Here is a 17,721-nt window from a genome sequence, read left to right as displayed (position 1 = left end):
GAACCATGAGCAAGTCAGCCGCCGCAATCGAGCGTGCCCGTGCTGAGGGACGCACAGCCCTCATCGGCTACCTTCCGGCCGGGTTCCCCGACGTGCAGACCACAATTGACGCCGCAGTCGCACTCGCGGAAAACGGCGTGGACCTGATCGAGATCGGGATTCCCTACTCGGACCCCGTGATGGACGGTGCAGTCATTCAGCAGGCGACTGTCGAGGCGCTGCAGAACGGCTTCACCGTGCGTCAGATCTTCGACGTTGTCGAGGGAATCACCAGACGAACAGATGCGGCAGTCCTCGTGATGACCTACTGGAACCCCGTCATGCGCATGGGAGTCCGTGAGTTCGCCGGCCGCCTGGCCGCAGCCGGAGGAGCCGGACTCATCACGCCTGACCTCGTTCCGGACGAGGCAGCCGAGTGGATGGCTGTCTCGGAAGAGTTCGGGCTCGACCGCGTGTTCCTGGTCGCTCCCTCAAGCTCTCCTGAACGCATGCAGTCCACGGTCGATTCAACGCGGGGATTTGTCTACGCCGTGTCCATCATGGGCATTACAGGCGCCCGTTCCTCGGTCAGCTCGGCTGCGCGCGAGGTTGTTGCAGCGGCCCACCAAGCCGGTGCTGAGCGGGCCTGTGTGGGACTCGGAGTGTCCACTGCTGAACATGTCCGGGAGATCGGGGCTTATGCGGACGGGGTGATTGTCGGCACCGCCCTCGTTGCAGCCCTGCGTGATGGCGGCGTTCCCGCCGTGGCCGCACTGGCGAAGGACCTGAGCAGCGGAACCGGAAAGGGCTGACCATGATCCCCGCCAGCATCCCCAGCCCGCCCGCAGAATGGGCCAGCTTCTCGATCGGTCCAGCCACTATCCATGCGTACGCGCTCTGCATCCTCACCGGCATCATCGTTGCGCTGCTACTCACCTCGGCCCGTTGGAAGCGCTACGGCGGCAACCCCGACGTCGTCTGGGATGTTGCCATTTGGGCTGTTCCTTTCGGGCTGATCGGCGGGCGCCTCTACCACGTCTTTTCCTCACCGGACGCGTATTTCGGGCCTGACGGAGATCTCTCGCGCATACCGCGGATCTGGGAAGGCGGCCTGGGAATCTGGGGTGCCGTTGCCCTCGGAGCGGTCGGGGCCTGGATAGGCTGCCGCCGCGCCGGCGTCAGACTCGCGGCCTTTGCGGACGCTGCTGCGCCCGGAGTCCTGCTCGCGCAGGCAATCGGCCGTTGGGGTAACTGGTTCAACCAGGAACTGTTCGGTGCGCCAACCGATCTGCCGTGGGGACTCGAGATCGACGCCGACAACCCCAACTTCCCCGCGGGTGCGGATCCGGGAACGCTGTTCCACCCCACCTTCCTGTATGAATCGCTCTGGAACCTGGCAGGCGTTGCACTCCTGCTGCTCCTGGACCGCAAATTCAAGCTGCGCGGCGGGCGCATGTTCTGGCTGTACGCCGCCTACTACACGGCGGGCCGGGTCTGGATTGAAGCCCTGCGGATCGACGACGCCGAAATGATCACCATTCTCGGGGTGACCCAGCGTCTGAACGTGTGGACGAGCGTACTCGTGCTGGTCGTCTCGCTCGCCATTTTCGCGTACCTGTCAGTGAAGCAGCGGGGCGTAACCGAGCACTCCGTCTACCTGCCCGGACGCGCTCCAGTCGGCACGGACAACGACGAAACCGTGCACGCAGCGGCAGATAACGGATCGGGCACAGACGTCCAGAGTTCGGACACATCGGCTGGGACAGAGCCGGGGCGTGCTAATCTTCCAGAAACAAAAGACGCCTCGGGTACGCCTGCCTCCGCTGGACTTGCCCCCGAGGAACCCCGGGAATCAGATCCCCGAAACTAGCGTCCAGCTGGGCCACCGCCCTAGCTCAAGACACTGTCACAGCGTCGTGGCTCTGCTCGGTATACCAGCTGGCTCACAGGCTTCCGCCCCGTACCGCGCTTGACCAGGCCGTACCGCCGTCAGTTCATGCCCGCATTCTCTGCCGGCGTGAGGCGTGCCGGTTCTACAATGTGCACAAGGAAATGAAGCGCTTCCCTGCAGGGGAAGGCGCGCCCGGGGCCGAAGCTGTCCCCTCCCGACGCTCCATCATGGGGGAAGGACTCTATCTATGACTGCACCCATCACTGGTTTGCCTCCGAAGGCGACCCACAGCGAATCGCCGTTCACGCGGTTCGCGTCATACCCGAAGGCATCCGGACTTTACAACCCGGAAAACGAGAAGGACGCCTGCGGTCTGGCCGTCATTGCCACGCTCCGCGGGGAGCCGGGCCACGACATCGTTGATGCAGCGCTCACCGCCCTGCGCAACCTCGAACATCGCGGCGCCGTAGGGGCTGACGAGGGAACGGGCGACGGCGCGGGCCTCCTCACCCAGGTTCCTGACGAATTCTTCCGCGCGGTCGTTGACTTCGAGCTTCCCGCCGCCGGTACCTACGCCGTCGGCACCGCCTTCCTTCCAGCCGAGGCCGGCGAAGAGGCAACTGCCCGTGCCGGGATCGAGAGCCTTGCCGAGTCCGAAGGCCTTTTGGTTCTCGGCTGGCGAGAGGTTCCCATCACCGTTGACCTCGTCGGATCCATGGCCAGGGCCTGCATGCCGCACTTCGTGCAGTTGTTCATCGCACCCGTTGCCGGCACAGCCCAGGATCTTGATGCCAGGGCCTTCCGTCTGCGCAAGCGCGCCCAGAACAAGTACGGCGTGTATTTTCCCTCGCTGTCGTCCAGGACCATGGTCTACAAGGGAATGCTGACCACGGCGCAACTCGAGCCTTTCTACCCGGACCTGTCAGACCCGCGCTTCAAAACCAAGCTCGGCATTGTCCACTCGCGCTTTTCTACGAACACCTTTCCTTCGTGGCCGCTGGCGCAGCCCTTCCGCGCCATTGCGCACAACGGGGAAATCAACACCGTCAAGGGCAACCGGAACTGGATGCGTGCGCGGCAATCGCAGCTTGCCAACCCCCTGTTGGGCGATTCGCCCGAGGAACTGTTCCCCATTTGCACCCCGGGCGCCTCAGACTCCGCGTCCTTCGATGAGGTAGCGGAACTGCTGACCCTGGCCGGACGCCCCATCACGCACGCAATCATGATGATGATTCCGGAGGCGTGGGAAAACCACACGTCCATGGACCCGGCCCGGCGCGCCTTCTACCAGTACCACTCGATGCTCATGGAGCCCTGGGACGGCCCGGCAGCGGTTTCCTTCACGGACGGACGGCTTGTCGGGGCGGTGCTGGACCGCAACGGCCTTCGCCCCGCCCGGTATTGGGTGATGGAAGACGGTCTTGTCGTCCTTGCCTCCGAAGTCGGCGTCATCGACGTCAAACCCTCCAAGATCGTGCGCAAGGGGCGCGTATCACCCGGCAAGATGTTCCTCGTTGACACGGAGGACGGCCGCATCATTGAGGACCAGGAGGTCAAAGCCGAGGTCGCAGCGGCCAACCCGTGGGGCGAGTGGGTGAAGGAAAACCTGATCGACCTGAAGGACCTGCCTGAGCGCGAGCACGTTGTACACACCAAGGCTTCGATCAACCGCCGGCAGCGTACCTTCGGCTACACGCAGGAGGAACTGCGCATCCTGCTCGGACCCATGGCGAAGGCTGGTGCGGAGCCGCTGGGCGCAATGGGTTCGGACACGCCGATCGCTGTCCTGTCCAAGCGGCCGCGCCTTCTGTTCGACTACTTTGTGCAGTCCTTCGCGCAGGTCACCAACCCGCCGCTGGATGCGATCCGCGAGGAACTGGTCACCTCAATGGGCGTGACCATCGGGCCGGACGGAAACCTGCTCTCCGCCAGGCAGGTGCGCTCCAAACAGATCGCGCTGACCTTTCCGGTCATCAACAATGATGAGCTGGCGAAGATCGCCAACCTTGAATCCGACGACGGCGACCGCCTCACGGTCCGCGTGCGCGGTCTGTACAGGGTCGACGGCGGCGAAGCATCCCTGCGCGCCCGGCTTGCGGAAATCTGTGAGCAGGTTTCCAGCGCAATCAACCGCGGCATCCAATATGTGGTGCTCTCGGACCGCGACTCCAACGCGCAGTGGGCTCCGATCCCGTCGCTGCTGCTGACCAGCGCCGTTCACCACCACCTGCTGAAGAGCGCCACGCGGACCAAGACGTCCCTGGTAGTCGAAGCCGGCGACGTTCGGGAAGTGCACCATGTTGCGGTGCTCATCGGTTACGGTGCGTCCGCCATCAACCCCTACCTCGCCATGGAAAGCTGCGAGGAACTCGTCCGCAATGGGGACATCACCGGCGTCACCGCGGAGCAGGCTGTCGCGAACCTGATCAAGGGCCTCGGCAAGGGCGTGCTGAAGATCATGTCCAAGATGGGTATCTCCACCGTCAGCTCCTACTGCGGCGCGCAGACCTTCGAAGCCCTCGGGCTCGCGCAGGAGTTGGTGGACGAATACTTCCACGGCACGCAGACGCAGTTGGGCGGCGTCGGGCTGGACGTGGTTGCTGCCGAGGCAGCGGCGCGTCACGAGTTCGCGTACCCGCAGGACGGGATCGAAGACCCGTACCGCAGCCTGGACAATGGCGGCGAATACCAGTGGCGCCGGGAAGGCCCGCCGCACCTGTTCAATCCCGAAACGGTGTTCCGACTGCAGCACGCCACGCGTGAACGCCGCTACGACATTTTCAAGTCGTACACCAAGGGTGTTGACGACCAGTCCCGCGAGCTGATGACCCTGCGCGGCCTGCTCGGTTTCAAAGAAGGGCTGCGGCCGCCGGTACCGCTCGATGAAGTAGAGCCGGTATCGAGCATCGTCAAGCGTTTCTCCACCGGCGCCATGAGCTACGGGTCCATCTCCCAGGAGGCCCACGAGACCCTTGCCATCGCCATGAACCGCCTGGGCGCAAAGTCCAACACCGGTGAAGGCGGCGAGGACGTGGAGCGGCTGCTGGATCCTGAGCGTCGCTCGGCGATCAAGCAGGTTGCATCGGGACGGTTCGGCGTCACCAGCCTCTACCTGACCAACGCCGACGACATCCAGATCAAGATGGCGCAGGGAGCCAAGCCCGGCGAGGGCGGCCAGCTGATGAGCCAGAAGGTCTATCCGTGGGTTGCCCGGACGAGGCACTCCACACCCGGGGTCGCGTTGATCTCACCGCCCCCGCATCACGACATCTACTCGATCGAGGATCTCGCGCAGCTGATCTATGACCTGAAGCGCGCCAACACCTCAGCGCGGGTCCACGTGAAGCTGGTTTCAGAGGTCGGGATCGGCACAGTGGCTGCCGGCGTCACAAAGGCGAAGGCCGACGTCGTACTCATTTCCGGGCATGATGGCGGAACGGGTGCCAGCCCGCTCAACTCGCTGAAGCATGCGGGCGTCCCCTGGGAGCTCGGCGTGGCTGAGACTCAGCAGACGCTGATGCTCAACGGCCTGCGCGAGCGCGTGGTGGTCCAGGTTGACGGGCAGCTCAAGACCGGTCGTGACGTCCTGATCGCAGCGTTGCTCGGCGGCGAGGAGTTCGGTTTCGCAACCGCACCGCTCGTGGTTTCGGGCTGCATCATGATGCGCGTGTGCCATCTGGACACCTGCCCGGTAGGCGTGGCAACGCAGAATCCGGAACTGCGAAGCCGCTTCACCGGCAAGCCGGAGTTCGTGGTGAACTTCTTCGAGTTCATCGCCGAGGAAGTCCGCGAACTGCTCGCCGAACTCGGTTTCAGGACGGTGGCTGAGGCGATCGGCCACAATGAAGTGCTTGACGTTCAGCGTGCCGTTCGGCACTGGAAGGCCGACGGGCTGGATCTCGATCCCATCCTGCGCGGAAACGAATTCGGTGAGGATGCACCGCGCCGGAATCTGATCGTGCAGAACCACGAGCTGGACCAGCACTTCGATAACAAGCTGATTGATATGAGCAGCGACGCGCTGAACCACCGCGCGCCGGTGCGCATCACACTCGACGTTGTCAACACCGACCGCTCGGTCGGCACCATGCTGGGCTACGAGGTCACCCGCCGGTTCGGTACGGAGACCCTCGCAACGGACACCATCGATGTCACGCTGACCGGCCAGGCGGGCCAGTCACTTGGAGCCTTCCTTCCGGCCGGCATCACCTTGCGGCTGCTGGGCGACTCGAATGACTACGTCGGCAAGGGCCTGTCCGGCGGGCGCATCATTGTGCGTCCGGATCGCGCGAACGTCTTTGCGGCGGAACGCAATGTTATTGCAGGGAACGTCATCGGCTACGGCGCGACAAGCGGCGAGATCTTCCTCCGCGGCCAGGTGGGGGAGCGTTTCCTGGTGCGCAACTCCGGCGCCACAGCCGTTGTCGAGGGAATCGGCGACCACGGATGCGAGTACATGACCGGTGGGCAGACACTGATCCTTGGGCGCACCGGGCGGAACTTCGGCGCCGGTATGTCCGGAGGCACCGCCTACGTCCTCGACCTCGATGAATCCCGCCTGAATGTGCAGGCGCTGAACAGCGGCGAACTGAAGCTGGAGGAACTGGACGCCGAGGATATCGAGATTGTCCGCCAGTTGCTGCTCCGTCACCAGGAGGAGACCGGGTCGCCTCTCGCAGCGAAGCTGCTTGAGGATTTCGAGAGCACCGTGCCCCGCCTGACCAAGGTGCTGCCGCGTGACTTCGCACGTGTCCTCGACGCCCGCGCCGCTGCCATCGAAGAGGGGCTCGACCCCGACGGGGAAGAGGTCTGGAACAGAATTTTGGAGGTTACCGGTGGCTGACCCACGCGGATTCATGAAGGTACGCGAGCGGCAGACGCAGCCGCGCAGGCCCGTTCCGGTCCGGATCATGGACTGGAAGGAAGTGTATGAGGCCCAGGAAAAGGGTGTGCTGAAGAGCCAGGCCGGCCGGTGCATGGACTGCGGCATCCCGTTCTGTCACCAGGGCTGCCCGCTGGGGAACCTCATTCCGGAGTGGAATGACCTGATGTGGCGGGACAAGGGCCGCGAGGCAATCGACCGGTTGCACGCCACCAACAATTTCCCGGAGTTCACCGGACGGCTGTGCCCCGCTCCCTGTGAGGCGTCCTGCGTTCTCGGGATCAACCAGCCTCCGGTCACGATCAAGCAGGTCGAGGTTTCGATCATCGACGAGGCGTTCGACAACGATTGGGTCCACCCCCACCCGCCGGAGCGGCTGACGGGCAAGACCATCGCCGTCGTCGGCTCGGGCCCGGCGGGCCTTGCCGCAGCGCAGCAGCTCACCCGGGCGGGGCACACAGTCGCGGTCTACGAGCGCGATGATCGCATCGGCGGTCTCCTGCGCTACGGGATCCCGGACTTCAAGATGGAGAAGATCCAGCTCGACCGGCGACTTGACCAGATGAAGGCCGAGGGGACGCGCTTCCGGGCGGGTGTCGAGGTAGGCCGTGACATCAGTTGGGACCAGCTGCGCCGCCGCTATGACGCCGTCGTAATCTCAACCGGTGCAACGGTACCGCGCGATCTGCCGATTCCCGGCCGCGATCTCGACGGCGTGCATTTCGCCATGGAGTACCTCGTTGAATCGAACCGGGTTGTCGCGGGGGAGGAAATCGAGGACCAGATTCATGCCGAGGGCAAGCACGTCGTCATTCTCGGCGGCGGTGACACCGGCGCCGACTGCATCGGCACCGCTCACCGGCATAAGGCAGCCTCGGTCACCACTCTGGCAATCGGGCAGCAGCCGCCGATTGAGCGCATGGCCAACCAGCCCTGGCCTACTTTCCCCACGTTGTTCGAGGTAGCAAGCGCGCACGAGGAGGGCGGTGAGCGTACCTATCTGGCGTCAACGGTCGAATTTGTCGGTGAGAACGGCAAGCTCACCGCCGTGCGTGTCGCCGAAACCGAATTCAGCAACGGGAAGAGGCTCCCGAAGCCCGGAAGCGAGCGGGATATCCCCGCGGACCTGGTGTTCCTCGCACTGGGGTTCACGGGCCCGGAACCTGCCGGAATCACTGACCAGCTCGACGCGGCTTTTGACGGGCGCGGTAACGTTGAGCGCGATGGGTACTACATGACCAACACGCCTGGAATCTTCGTTGCAGGCGATGCGGGACGCGGACAATCCCTCATCGTCTGGGCTATCGCTGAGGGGCGTGCGTGCGCGGCTGCGGTTGATCAGTGGCTGATGGGCCAGACCAAGCTGCCCGCGCCGGTAGCACCGACAGACCGCGCGCTCAACGTCCTGTAGTTCCCAGGACGCCTAGAGCGCACAGCAATCCACGAACACGACACGACAGGCAAGGTTTATGAGACGCGCAAAGATAGTGGCCACCTTCGGCCCGGCAATCGCGAGCTATGAGAACACCCTCGCAGTACTTGAGGCCGGGGTGGATGTCGCCCGTATGAACATGAGTCACGGTGACCACACCGTGCACAACCAGACCTACGAATTTGTACGGAAGGCGGCTGAGGAACTCGGCCGCCCCGTTGGAATTTTCGCGGATCTGCAGGGCCCCAAGATCCGGCTGGGCCGCTTCGTTGACGGACCCCACGTGCTGCTTCCGGGTGACACGTTCACCATCACCACCGAGGACGTCGAGGGCACCGCCGAGATCTGCTCGACCACCCACAAGGGACTGCCGCAGGACGTCAACGTCGGCGACACCCTGCTGATCGACGACGGCAAGGTAGCGATGGTCGCCGTTGCGGTCGACGACACCAAGGTAACCGCCGAGGTCACCGTGGGCGGCGCAGTCTCCAACAACAAGGGCATCAACCTGCCCGGTGTGGCAGTCAATGTTCCGGCGTTGAGCGACAAGGACGAGGAAGACCTCCGTTGGGCGATCCAGCGTGGCGTCGACATGGTGGCGCTGTCCTTCGTACGGAATGCAGCCGACGTCGACCGCGTCCACGAGATCATGGATGAGGAGGGCCGGCGCGTTCCGGTCATCGCCAAAATCGAGAAGCCGCAGGCTGTCGACGCGATAGAAGAGATCATCGATGCCTTCGACGCCATCATGGTGGCGCGAGGCGATCTCGGTGTGGAGCTGCCGCTTCAGGACGTCCCCATTGTGCAGAAGCGAGCCGTTGAGCTCGCACGCCGCTGGGCCAAGCCGGTCATCGTCGCCACCCAGGTGCTCGAGTCAATGATCGACAATCCCCGTCCTACCCGCGCCGAAGCTTCGGACTGCGCCAATGCAGTGCTCGACGGCGCTGACGCGGTCATGCTGTCCGGAGAGACCAGCGTTGGAAAGTACCCGATCGAGACGGTGCGCACCATGGCGGACATCATCGAGTCCACCGAGAAGCATGGACTTGACCGCGTACCCCCGCTGGGCAGCAAGCCCAAGACCCGCGGTGGCGCCATTACGCGCGCAGCCGTGGAAATCGCCGACCAGCTGGATGCGAAGTACATCTGTACCTTCACCCAGTCAGGCGACTCCGCACGCCGCCTGTCCCGCCTTCGCCCGACGAAGCCTGTCTTCGCCTTCACTCCGTCGCAGTCAACTCTCAACACGATGTCGCTGATCTGGGGTGTGCAGCCGATGCTCGTTGAGTACGCGGAACACACCGACCAGATGACCGCCCAGGTGGACCGGGTGCTTTTCGAGCAGAAGCTGGTGGACCTGAATGACCTCGTGGTCATCGCTGCCGGGTCGCCTCCCGGCCAGTCCGGCTCAACGAACTCCATCAAGGTTCACAAGGTCGGCGACATCGCGGACGCTGGACAATTGCCTGACCACTACTCGCCCAGCAAGGAGAAGGTCGGTCCCTGGCCGGTCAAGAACAAGCACAAGTAACTCTCTGCCCAGGAACTGAATCCGGCACAGACTGAAGAAGGGACCTTGCCTCAGCGGCAAGGTCCCTTCTCTGCGTTGTGGAGAGCCTAATTGACCTGGTTGATGATGGTTTCTGCAACTTCGCGCATGCTCAGACGGCGGTCCATGGATGTCTTCTGGATCCAGCGGAAGGCCTCAGGCTCGGTAAGCCCCATCTTCGTGGTGAGCAGGCTCTTTGCGCGCTCGACAAGCTTGCGCGTGGCGAACTGCTCCTGGAGGTCGGAGACCTCGTTCTCCAGGGCCTTGATTTCCTCGTGGCGGGAGAGAGCGATTTCGATAGCAGGAACCAGATCAGCAGGCGTGAAGGGCTTGACCACGTAGGCCATTGCGCCGGCGTCGCGGGCGCGCTCCACGAGCTCCTTCTGGCTGAAGGCAGTCAGAAGGACTACCGGCGCTATGCGGGCCTTCACGATCTGCTCAGCGGCGGTGATTCCGTCCATGACCGGCATCTTCACATCCATCAGCACAAGGTCCGGCTTATGTTCCTTGGCCAGCTCAACGGCCTTCTCGCCGTTATCCGCCTCGGCGACAACGTCATAGCCCTCGCCGCGCAGGATCTCCACGATGTCGAGGCGTATGAGGGTTTCGTCCTCAGCGACAATCACGCGCCGCGCCGGGCTCGAGTTAGCTGAGTCGCGGTTTTGAGACACTGGTGGCTCCTAGGTATGCGTTCAATGATTCTGCGTTTTCCGAGTGCAGCAGCGCAGCCGAAAAGGCACGGTGCACCGGTTCACTGGAACAGCCTATCGGCATGTAGAGTAGATTCGCGCACCCGGGGGTTCATGAGTCATGGAACTCACGTTGGGTGCATTGAACGGCCCGAATGGCGGAATTGGCAGACGCGCTGCACTCAAAATGCAGTATCGAAAGGTGTGTGGGTTCGAGTCCCACTTCGGGCACCGCCGGGTTAAAATGTCGTTCTTCCGACTCATTGCGGTATCACGGCGCCACATGCTTTCTAATGGAGACATGTCGATGTCCTCCTACCTGGCGTTTTGCGGATTGTGCGTGGTGCTGGCTGTGACGCCCGGCCCTGATAGCTTCCTCATTCTTCGCTTCAGTCTCCGGAAGCTGTCCTCCGGTGTCGCCGCTTCCTTCGGCTCCGCCGTCGGCTACCTTGCCTGGGCCGGTTTGGTCGCCGTCGGTCTTGCGGCCCTCATCGAACAGTCAGCGGTCGCGTTTCGGGGGCTGAAAGTGCTCGGCGGCATCTACCTTGTTTATCTGGGAATCAAAGCCATCCGGGGAGACGGGAAGAAATCTTCGGCTGTCGTTCCGGACGGCGCGGAGATGGCAGGTGCGCGGGCCTGGAGTTCGTGTGCAGCCGGGCTGACCTCCACAATGCTGAATCCGAAGGTGGGACTGTTCTTCCTCGCCGTGGTGCCGCAGTTCCTCCCCAAGGACGGTTCAGTCTTCGCTGTCACCATGCTGCTTGGGGCAACCCTCGGACTCATCGTGCTGGTCTATCTGGCAGGTCTGTGCCTCGTTGCGGCCAAGGCAAACGCCTGGCTGAACCGGCCGCGCGTCACCCGGAATCTGGAGATTTCATCCGGGGGCGTCCTCGGGGTGCTGGGCATCGGAACCGCCGCGTCCGCAGCCTACGCCTGAGCGCCGCTTCACCCGTTTGGCTGGCGCACGTCCCTGATCAGATTGGTGATACGGGCAGTGGAAAGCCGCTTCCCCTCCTCATCCGTCATAACCACCTCATGCGTAGCAAGGGTGCGTCCCAGGTGGATGGCGACGGCGGTGCCGGTGACCAGCCCGGCAGAGGCGGACCGGTGGTGCGTGGCGCCGATTTCGATGCCGACTGCCTGCCGGTCTGGCCCGGCATGGATTCCTGCTGCGAAGGAGCCGAGCGTTTCGGCCAGGACGAGGTGCGCCCCGCCATGCAGGATGCCCGCTACCTGCTGATTTCCCTCGACAGGCATGGTGGCGACCATCCGCTCCGCACTCATCTCCTGGAAAACAATGCCCATCTTGGCAGCGAGTCGGCCGATGCCATGTCCCCGCAGCCAGTCGTGCATGTGCGTCGGCACGCCGGCGGCAGTAAGTTCCTCGAGGAACGGGTGGGAGCGCTCGGGTCCTGCGTCCGGAGTGAATTTGTCATCCATGGGAACTAGGCTGGCACCTGTGAGCCAAACAAACCAAACCGTCCAGACTGACGAGCGCACCGGCGTGCAGGGCAGCGTGCAACCAGATGTCGGGACCGGCGCCGCGCCGGGTGCCGTCAATACGCTGGAGCGATCCCGCCTGCTGGTCGTTGACGGCCATTCCATGGCTTTCCGGGCGTTCTACGCGCTGCCTGCCGAGAACTTTTCCACGGACACCGGCCAGCACACCAACGCGGTGTACGGGTTCACTGCCATGCTGATCAATCTGTTGCGCGACCAGGAGCCCACGCACGTAGCCGTTGCCTTCGACCTCGACACGCCAACCTTTCGGGATACCGAATACTCCGAGTACAAGGGCGGACGTTCGCGGACGCCGGAGGAGTTCCACGGCCAGATTGACCTCATCATCAAAGTGCTTGAGACCATGCGCATTCCCACGCTCTCCATGGAAGGCTTCGAGGCTGATGACGTCCTGGCCACTCTGGCAGTCGGCGCGGCCGAGCGGGGCTGGGATGTTCAGGTAGTCAGCGGGGACCGCGATGTTTTCCAGCTGGTGAATGACCGCGTCACGGTCCTGTACCCCAAGCAGGGCGTTACCAACATCCCGCAGATGGATGCCAAGGCCGTGGAGGAGAAGTACTTCGTTCCCCCTCACCTGTACTCGGATCTCGCTGCGCTCGTGGGGGAGACGGCGGACAACCTCCCCGGCGTTCCCGGAGTAGGCCCGAAGACAGCCGCCAAGTGGATCCTGAAGTATGGCGGCCTCGAGGGCATCATCGAGAACCTTGACGCCATCGGAGGCAAGGTAGGCGATGCGCTCCGCGAGAACATCGAGAACGTCAAGCGCAACCGGCGTCTGAACCGCCTCCTGACAGATCTGGAACTCCCTGTCGATCTGCAGGCCACGGCCGCTCAGCGGCCTGACCGTGGTGCCGTCGAGGATCTGTTCGACGCGCTGCAGTTCAATGTGCTCAGGAAGCGTCTGTTCGATCTCTTCGGAGAGGAAGAGCCGGACATCGCCAGGGATGAGATGGCACCGCCGGAGCACCAGATCATCACAGCGGCCGCTGAACTGACCCGGTGGTTCAACGGAACCAATCAGGCAACAGCGGCAGTGCAGGTTGTCACGCGGTCCACGAGCGGGGGAGAGGAAGCTATCGGGGTGGCGCTCGTGACGGCTTCGGCAGCCGTGTACGTTCCGTTCGAGGAACTGGGTGCTGACGCGGAGCACGTCATCGCGCAGTGGCTCCAGGACCTGGATGCACCCAAGGTGGTCCATGATTTCAAAGCGGCTTACAAGCTGCTCCATGCCCGCGGTTTCACCCTTGCGGGTGAGGTCGATGACACTGCGATTTCCGGATACCTCATCCAGCCCGACCGACGAAGCTACGAACTCGCTGACCTCAGCCAGGTCCATCTGAAGCTCACCCTCCCGACGGCGGCAGCTGCCGCCGGCGGTCAGCAGGCGCTGGCGCTTGAGGAAGAGGACGTCGCCACTCCTGCCGTTGCCGCTGCCTACGCCGCTCTCGAGCTGAGCAGGCATTTCGCGGGCCAGCTGGTGGAGCGCGGAGCCAACCAATTGCTCGCGGGACTGGAACTGCCCCTGTCCGAGGTACTGGCCCGGATGGAGCTCACGGGAATCAGCGTCGCGGTGGACGGACTGGACCGCCTTTACGACGACTTCTCTGCAACCATGGCGAACACCAGCGCCGAAGCCTTCAAAATCATCGGCAAGGAAATCAATCTCGGTTCTCCCAAGCAGCTCCAGGCTGTGCTGTTCGACGAGCTTGCGCTGCCGAAGACGAAGAAGATCAAGACCGGATACTCCACGGACGCAGATGCCCTGACGGATCTGATCGTCAAGACGGGACACCCTTTCCTGGAGCAGCTGCTCGCGCACCGCGACGCCTCGAAGCTCCGCCAGACGGTGGAGGGACTACGCAAATCGGTGGCGGACGACGGTCGTATCCACACCACGTACGTTCAGACGATCGCCGCCACCGGGCGCCTTTCCTCCATGAATCCGAACCTGCAGAACATTCCGATCCGCTCCGATGAGGGTCGGAGAATTCGGGAGGCGTTCGTGGTGGGCCCGGGCTACGAGTCCCTGATGACCGCCGATTATTCGCAGATCGAAATGCGGATCATGGCGCACCTCTCCGGTGATGAGGGCCTGATCGAGGCATTCAACGAGGGGGAGGACCTGCACCGCTTCGTCGGTTCGCACATCTTCCACGTGGCTCCGGAGGACGTCACCAACGCCATGCGCTCGAAGGTCAAAGCCATGTCCTACGGGCTGGTGTACGGCTTGAGCTCCTTCGGCCTCTCGAAGCAGCTGGCCATTTCTGTGGACGAGGCGCGCACCTTGATGGGCGACTACTTCGATAGGTTTGGGGCTGTGAGGGACTACCTGCGCGGAATCGTCGAGCAGGCGCGGAAGGACGGTTTCACCTCCACCATCGAGGGCAGGCGGCGCTATCTGCCGGACCTTTCGAGCGACAACCGGCAGCTGCGGGAAATGGCAGAGCGCGCAGCATTGAACGCACCGATCCAGGGATCAGCAGCGGACATCATCAAGAAGGCTATGCTCGGCGTCGAGAATGAACTGCGGTCCCGGGGGCTCACCTCCCGGATGCTGCTCCAGGTACACGATGAACTGGTGCTCGAAATCGCTCCCGGCGAGCGGGATGAAGTTGAGCAGCTGGTCCGTGCTGAAATGGCCGGTGCGGCGGACCTATCCGTTCCGCTCGACGTCTCGGTCGGCACCGGTACGAGCTGGCACGAAGCTGCCCATTAGGCGCAGGGGCTAGCCAGGCATGGTTCGTCAGGGCGCGGACGGTTAGGGTGGATTCTCGTGAGCACGCAAACGCAGACCGACTCCGCAGTACCCCGTATCGAGACCTTCTCCGTGGACGCGGACACCGACACCTCTCCTGACGGCGCACTTGCCGCCTGGTTCGAGGGTGTGAGCTTCGGCTTCCACGAGGGGCGGCTCGAGGCTGAGGACCTGCCGAAACTCGCCGAGGCGCACGCGGCGGACGGGCGAGTCCTCTGGGGTGCGTACGACGACAACCCCGGCCCTCACGCCTGGAACCCGCGCATTCCGGTGGCCACCTACGGCACCATGGTGAACTCGCTCAATGTGGGCGGCGGCAAATTCCTTGATGCGCACCTGATTACGGCCGTCACGGTCCGGGCAACCCACCGGCGACGGGGGCTCCTTCGCCGCATGATCACCGAGGACCTGCAGGGAGCGGCAGACCGCGGGCATGCTCTTGCGGCGCTGACCGCATCCGAAGCAACAATTTACGGCCGGTTCGGTTTCGGAACGGCCACCCACACGACCTCGGTAGAGGTGGACGTCCGTGAGCGGTTTGCGGTCACGTCCCCGTCGTACGGCCGGATGGAGGTTGTGGACGCGGACGCCGCCGTCCACCTCACGCAGGAGATATTTGCCGGCTTCCACGCCCGAACGCTCGGATCGATCGGCCGCCAGTACGCGTACGCCCGCCGGTCGTCCGGCCTCTGGGGCGAGGAGCGTCCGCAGCCGGACAAGGCGTTGCGCACCGCTGTCCATTACGACGACGACGGCCGCCCGGACGCTTTTGTCTCCTACTCGTTCGCCGGCTGGGATAAAACGCCGTACACCATGCGCGTGAAGGACCTGGTAGCAGTGTCCGAGGCGGCCTACCTTGAGCTGTGGCGGTATCTCGGGTCCCTTGACCTGATCGAGCGGGTCACCTTCACTATGGCGTCCGTTTCCGACCCGCTTCCGTGGGCCCTGGCGGACCGGCGCTGCCGTGAACTGAAGTCCGACGAAGACGTGCTGTGGCTGCGCATCCTTGATCCGGTGGCTGCCCTCGAAGCAAGGGCGTATGAGCACGACGGTTCGGTGGTGCTCCACGTGCAAGATCCGTTGGGCCATGCACACGGTGCTTTCCTCCTGGAAGTGAGGGGCGGCAAGGCTGACGTGACGAGGCTTGGCGCTGAAGCCGCCGTTGGCCTCGACATGGATGTCGCAGCGCTCGGATCGCTGTACCTCGGTGGGGTGACCGCATCGACGCTGGCAAGTGCCGGCCGGATCAGGGCCAACTCTGCCGACGTACTGGAGAGTGCGGACCGGTTGTTCGCCCATTCCCGTCAGCCGTACTGCATCACACACTTCTAATTCGAGGGGCGGCAGGTTCGACCGTTGCACCAACTACGAACTGCGCACCGCCGCTGACCGGCGCTTTGACCGGCGTTGTGCCGCAACGCTAGACTGGGTAAGCATGTCCCACGCACGGTGGGTCCCGCATGAGCTTTATCCGATATTTTCATTTTCCATTTGTCCGCATCCGGGCAGGTTCCTCATCACGGTGGGTACATATCTGGTGTGCCTTTCCGCGGGGTTCCGCAAGAGTCCGGATCAACTCATAATCCACAACGGAGCCCCAACTACATGACCATCACCACCACCGAGAAGCCAGGTGCCCCGCAGGTCGCTATCAACGACATCGGCACCGCTGAGGACTTCCTCGCAGCTATTGACGCCACCATCAAGTACTTCAATGACGGAGATCTCGTCGAAGGAACGGTTGTCAAGGTTGACCGCGACGAAGTCCTGCTCGACATCGGTTATAAAACCGAAGGTGTCATCCCTTCCCGCGAGCTTTCCATCAAGCACGATGTCGATCCGGGAGACGTGGTCTCCGTTGGTGACGAGGTTGAAGCGCTTGTCCTCACCAAGGAAGACAAAGAAGGCCGCCTCATCCTCTCCAAGAAGCGTGCGCAGTACGAGCGCGCCTGGGGCGACATCGAGAAGGTCAAGGAAGAAGACGGCGTCGTCACCGGTACGGTCATCGAAGTTGTCAAGGGTGGTCTCATCCTCGACATCGGCCTGCGTGGCTTCCTCCCCGCTTCCCTCGTGGAAATGCGTCGTGTCCGCGACCTCGCTCCGTACATCGGTCAGCAGATCGAAGCCAAGATCATCGAGCTGGACAAGAACCGCAACAATGTTGTGCTGTCGCGCCGTGCCTGGCTTGAGCAGACCCAGTCCGAGGTTCGCTCCACGTTCCTCAACAAGCTGGAAAAGGGCCAGGTTCGTCCGGGCGTCGTGTCCTCCATCGTCAACTTCGGTGCCTTCGTGGACCTGGGCGGCGTAGATGGACTGGTTCACGTTTCCGAACTGTCCTGGAAGCACATCGACCACCCGTCCGAGGTTGTCGAGGTTGGCCAGGAAGTAACCGTCGAGGTTCTCGAGGTTGACCTGGACCGCGAGCGCGTTTCGCTGTCGCTCAAGGCCACCCAGGAAGATCCGTGGCAGACCTTCGCCCGCACTCACGCGCTGGGCCAGGTTGTTCCGGGTAAGGTCACCAAGCTGGTTCCGTTCGGCGCGTTCGTACGCGTTGAAGACGGCATCGAGGGCCTTGTCCACATCTCCGAGCTGGCTGTCCGCCACGTTGAACTGGCTGAGCAGGTTGTCTCCGTAGGTGATGAGCTGTTCGTCAAGGTCATCGACATCGACCTCGAGCGCCGCCGCATCTCGCTGTCCCTCAAGCAGGCCAACGAGGGCGTCGACGCCGACAGCACCGAATTCGATCCGGCTCTCTACGGCATGGCCGCTGAGTACGACGAAGAGGGCAACTACAAATACCCCGAGGGCTTCGATCCCGAGTCCAACGAGTGGCTTGAAGGCTACGAGACGCAGCGCGCGGCCTGGGAAGCCCAGTACGCTGAGGCTCAGTCCCGCTGGGAGTCCCACAAGAAGCAGGTTGAGCAGCACGCTAACGACGACGCTGCTGCAGCTAACGAGCCTGCAGACTCCGGCACGACCAGCTACTCCTCGGAGCCGGCTCCGGAAACGAATGCGGGCGCCGG

General features: G+C 63.3%; 11 protein-coding genes and 1 tRNA gene. 10 read left to right on the top strand and 2 right to left on the bottom strand.

All coding sequences use genetic code 11. The features are described 5' to 3' along the window. Window positions 1-5: 5 nt before the first annotated feature. The 5 genes from trpA to pyk all read left to right on the top strand — a co-directional run bounded on the left by trpA (window position 6) and on the right by pyk (window position 9,715). Window positions 6-791, top strand: coding sequence for a tryptophan synthase subunit alpha (gene trpA / locus ABFX19_RS10995; RefSeq protein WP_346028420.1), 786 nt, complete (start codon window positions 6-8; stop codon window positions 789-791). Window positions 792-793: 2 nt separating this feature from the next. Next, window positions 794-1,849, top strand: coding sequence for a prolipoprotein diacylglyceryl transferase (lgt, locus tag ABFX19_RS10990; RefSeq protein WP_346028303.1), 1,056 nt, complete (start codon window positions 794-796; stop codon window positions 1,847-1,849). Window positions 1,850-2,117: 268 nt separating this feature from the next. Further along, complete coding sequence (gene gltB, locus ABFX19_RS10985; protein ID WP_346028302.1) at window positions 2,118-6,713, top strand: glutamate synthase large subunit; 4,596 nt, start codon at window positions 2,118-2,120, stop codon at window positions 6,711-6,713. After that, window positions 6,706-8,163, top strand: a complete 1,458-nt coding sequence (locus tag ABFX19_RS10980) for a glutamate synthase subunit beta (RefSeq protein ID WP_346028301.1) — start codon at window positions 6,706-6,708, stop codon at window positions 8,161-8,163. Before gltB ends, ABFX19_RS10980 begins: the two co-directional genes overlap by 8 nt. A gap of 58 nt (window positions 8,164-8,221) precedes the next feature. Further along, a complete protein-coding gene (gene pyk, locus ABFX19_RS10975; RefSeq protein ID WP_277357205.1) occupies window positions 8,222-9,715 on the top strand; it encodes a pyruvate kinase in 1,494 nt (497 codons plus the stop codon). 86 nt (window positions 9,716-9,801) lie between these two features. Here the strand turns inward: pyk and ABFX19_RS10970 are convergent, their stop codons facing one another. Next, window positions 9,802-10,404: an ANTAR domain-containing response regulator gene (locus tag ABFX19_RS10970; protein WP_056547505.1), complete on the bottom strand. Its 603-nt coding sequence runs from the start codon at window positions 10,402-10,404 to the stop codon at window positions 9,802-9,804. A gap of 167 nt (window positions 10,405-10,571) precedes the next feature. On the opposite strand from ABFX19_RS10970, the gene ABFX19_RS10965 reads away from it, so the two are divergent. Together ABFX19_RS10965 and ABFX19_RS10960 are read left to right on the top strand one after the other, a co-directional pair. Further along, a tRNA-Leu gene (locus tag ABFX19_RS10965) sits at window positions 10,572-10,653 on the top strand. A 70-nt stretch (window positions 10,654-10,723) separates the two neighbouring features. Continuing rightward, complete coding sequence (locus ABFX19_RS10960; protein WP_346028300.1) at window positions 10,724-11,359, top strand: LysE family translocator; 636 nt, start codon at window positions 10,724-10,726, stop codon at window positions 11,357-11,359. Window positions 11,360-11,367: 8 nt separating this feature from the next. Here ABFX19_RS10960 and ABFX19_RS10955 read toward each other — a convergent pair whose 3' ends face one another. Continuing rightward, the gene (locus ABFX19_RS10955; RefSeq protein WP_056547511.1) at window positions 11,368-11,862 is read right to left on the bottom strand and encodes a PaaI family thioesterase; all 495 of its coding nucleotides are present in this window, start codon (window positions 11,860-11,862) and stop codon (window positions 11,368-11,370) included. Between the two features lie 163 nt (window positions 11,863-12,025). Between ABFX19_RS10955 and polA the strand changes: the two genes are divergently transcribed. The 3 genes from polA to rpsA form a co-directional block, all read left to right on the top strand. After that, the gene (gene polA, locus ABFX19_RS10950) at window positions 12,026-14,659 is read left to right on the top strand and encodes a DNA polymerase I (RefSeq protein ID WP_428831035.1); all 2,634 of its coding nucleotides are present in this window, start codon (window positions 12,026-12,028) and stop codon (window positions 14,657-14,659) included. A 57-nt stretch (window positions 14,660-14,716) separates the two neighbouring features. Then, window positions 14,717-16,030, top strand: coding sequence for a GNAT family N-acetyltransferase (locus tag ABFX19_RS10945; RefSeq protein WP_346028298.1), 1,314 nt, complete (start codon window positions 14,717-14,719; stop codon window positions 16,028-16,030). A 273-nt stretch (window positions 16,031-16,303) separates the two neighbouring features. Further along, window positions 16,304-17,721: 30S ribosomal protein S1 (gene rpsA, locus ABFX19_RS10940; protein ID WP_346028297.1), on the top strand; the 1,418-nt coding region annotated here is incomplete at its 3' end.

It is taken from the genome of Arthrobacter parietis (assembly GCF_039530425.1).
Taxonomy (GTDB): Bacteria; Actinomycetota; Actinomycetes; order Actinomycetales; family Micrococcaceae; genus Arthrobacter_D; species Arthrobacter_D parietis.
Note: the sequence above shows the minus strand (reverse complement) of the source record. Positions and strands in the feature narration are given on the sequence as shown.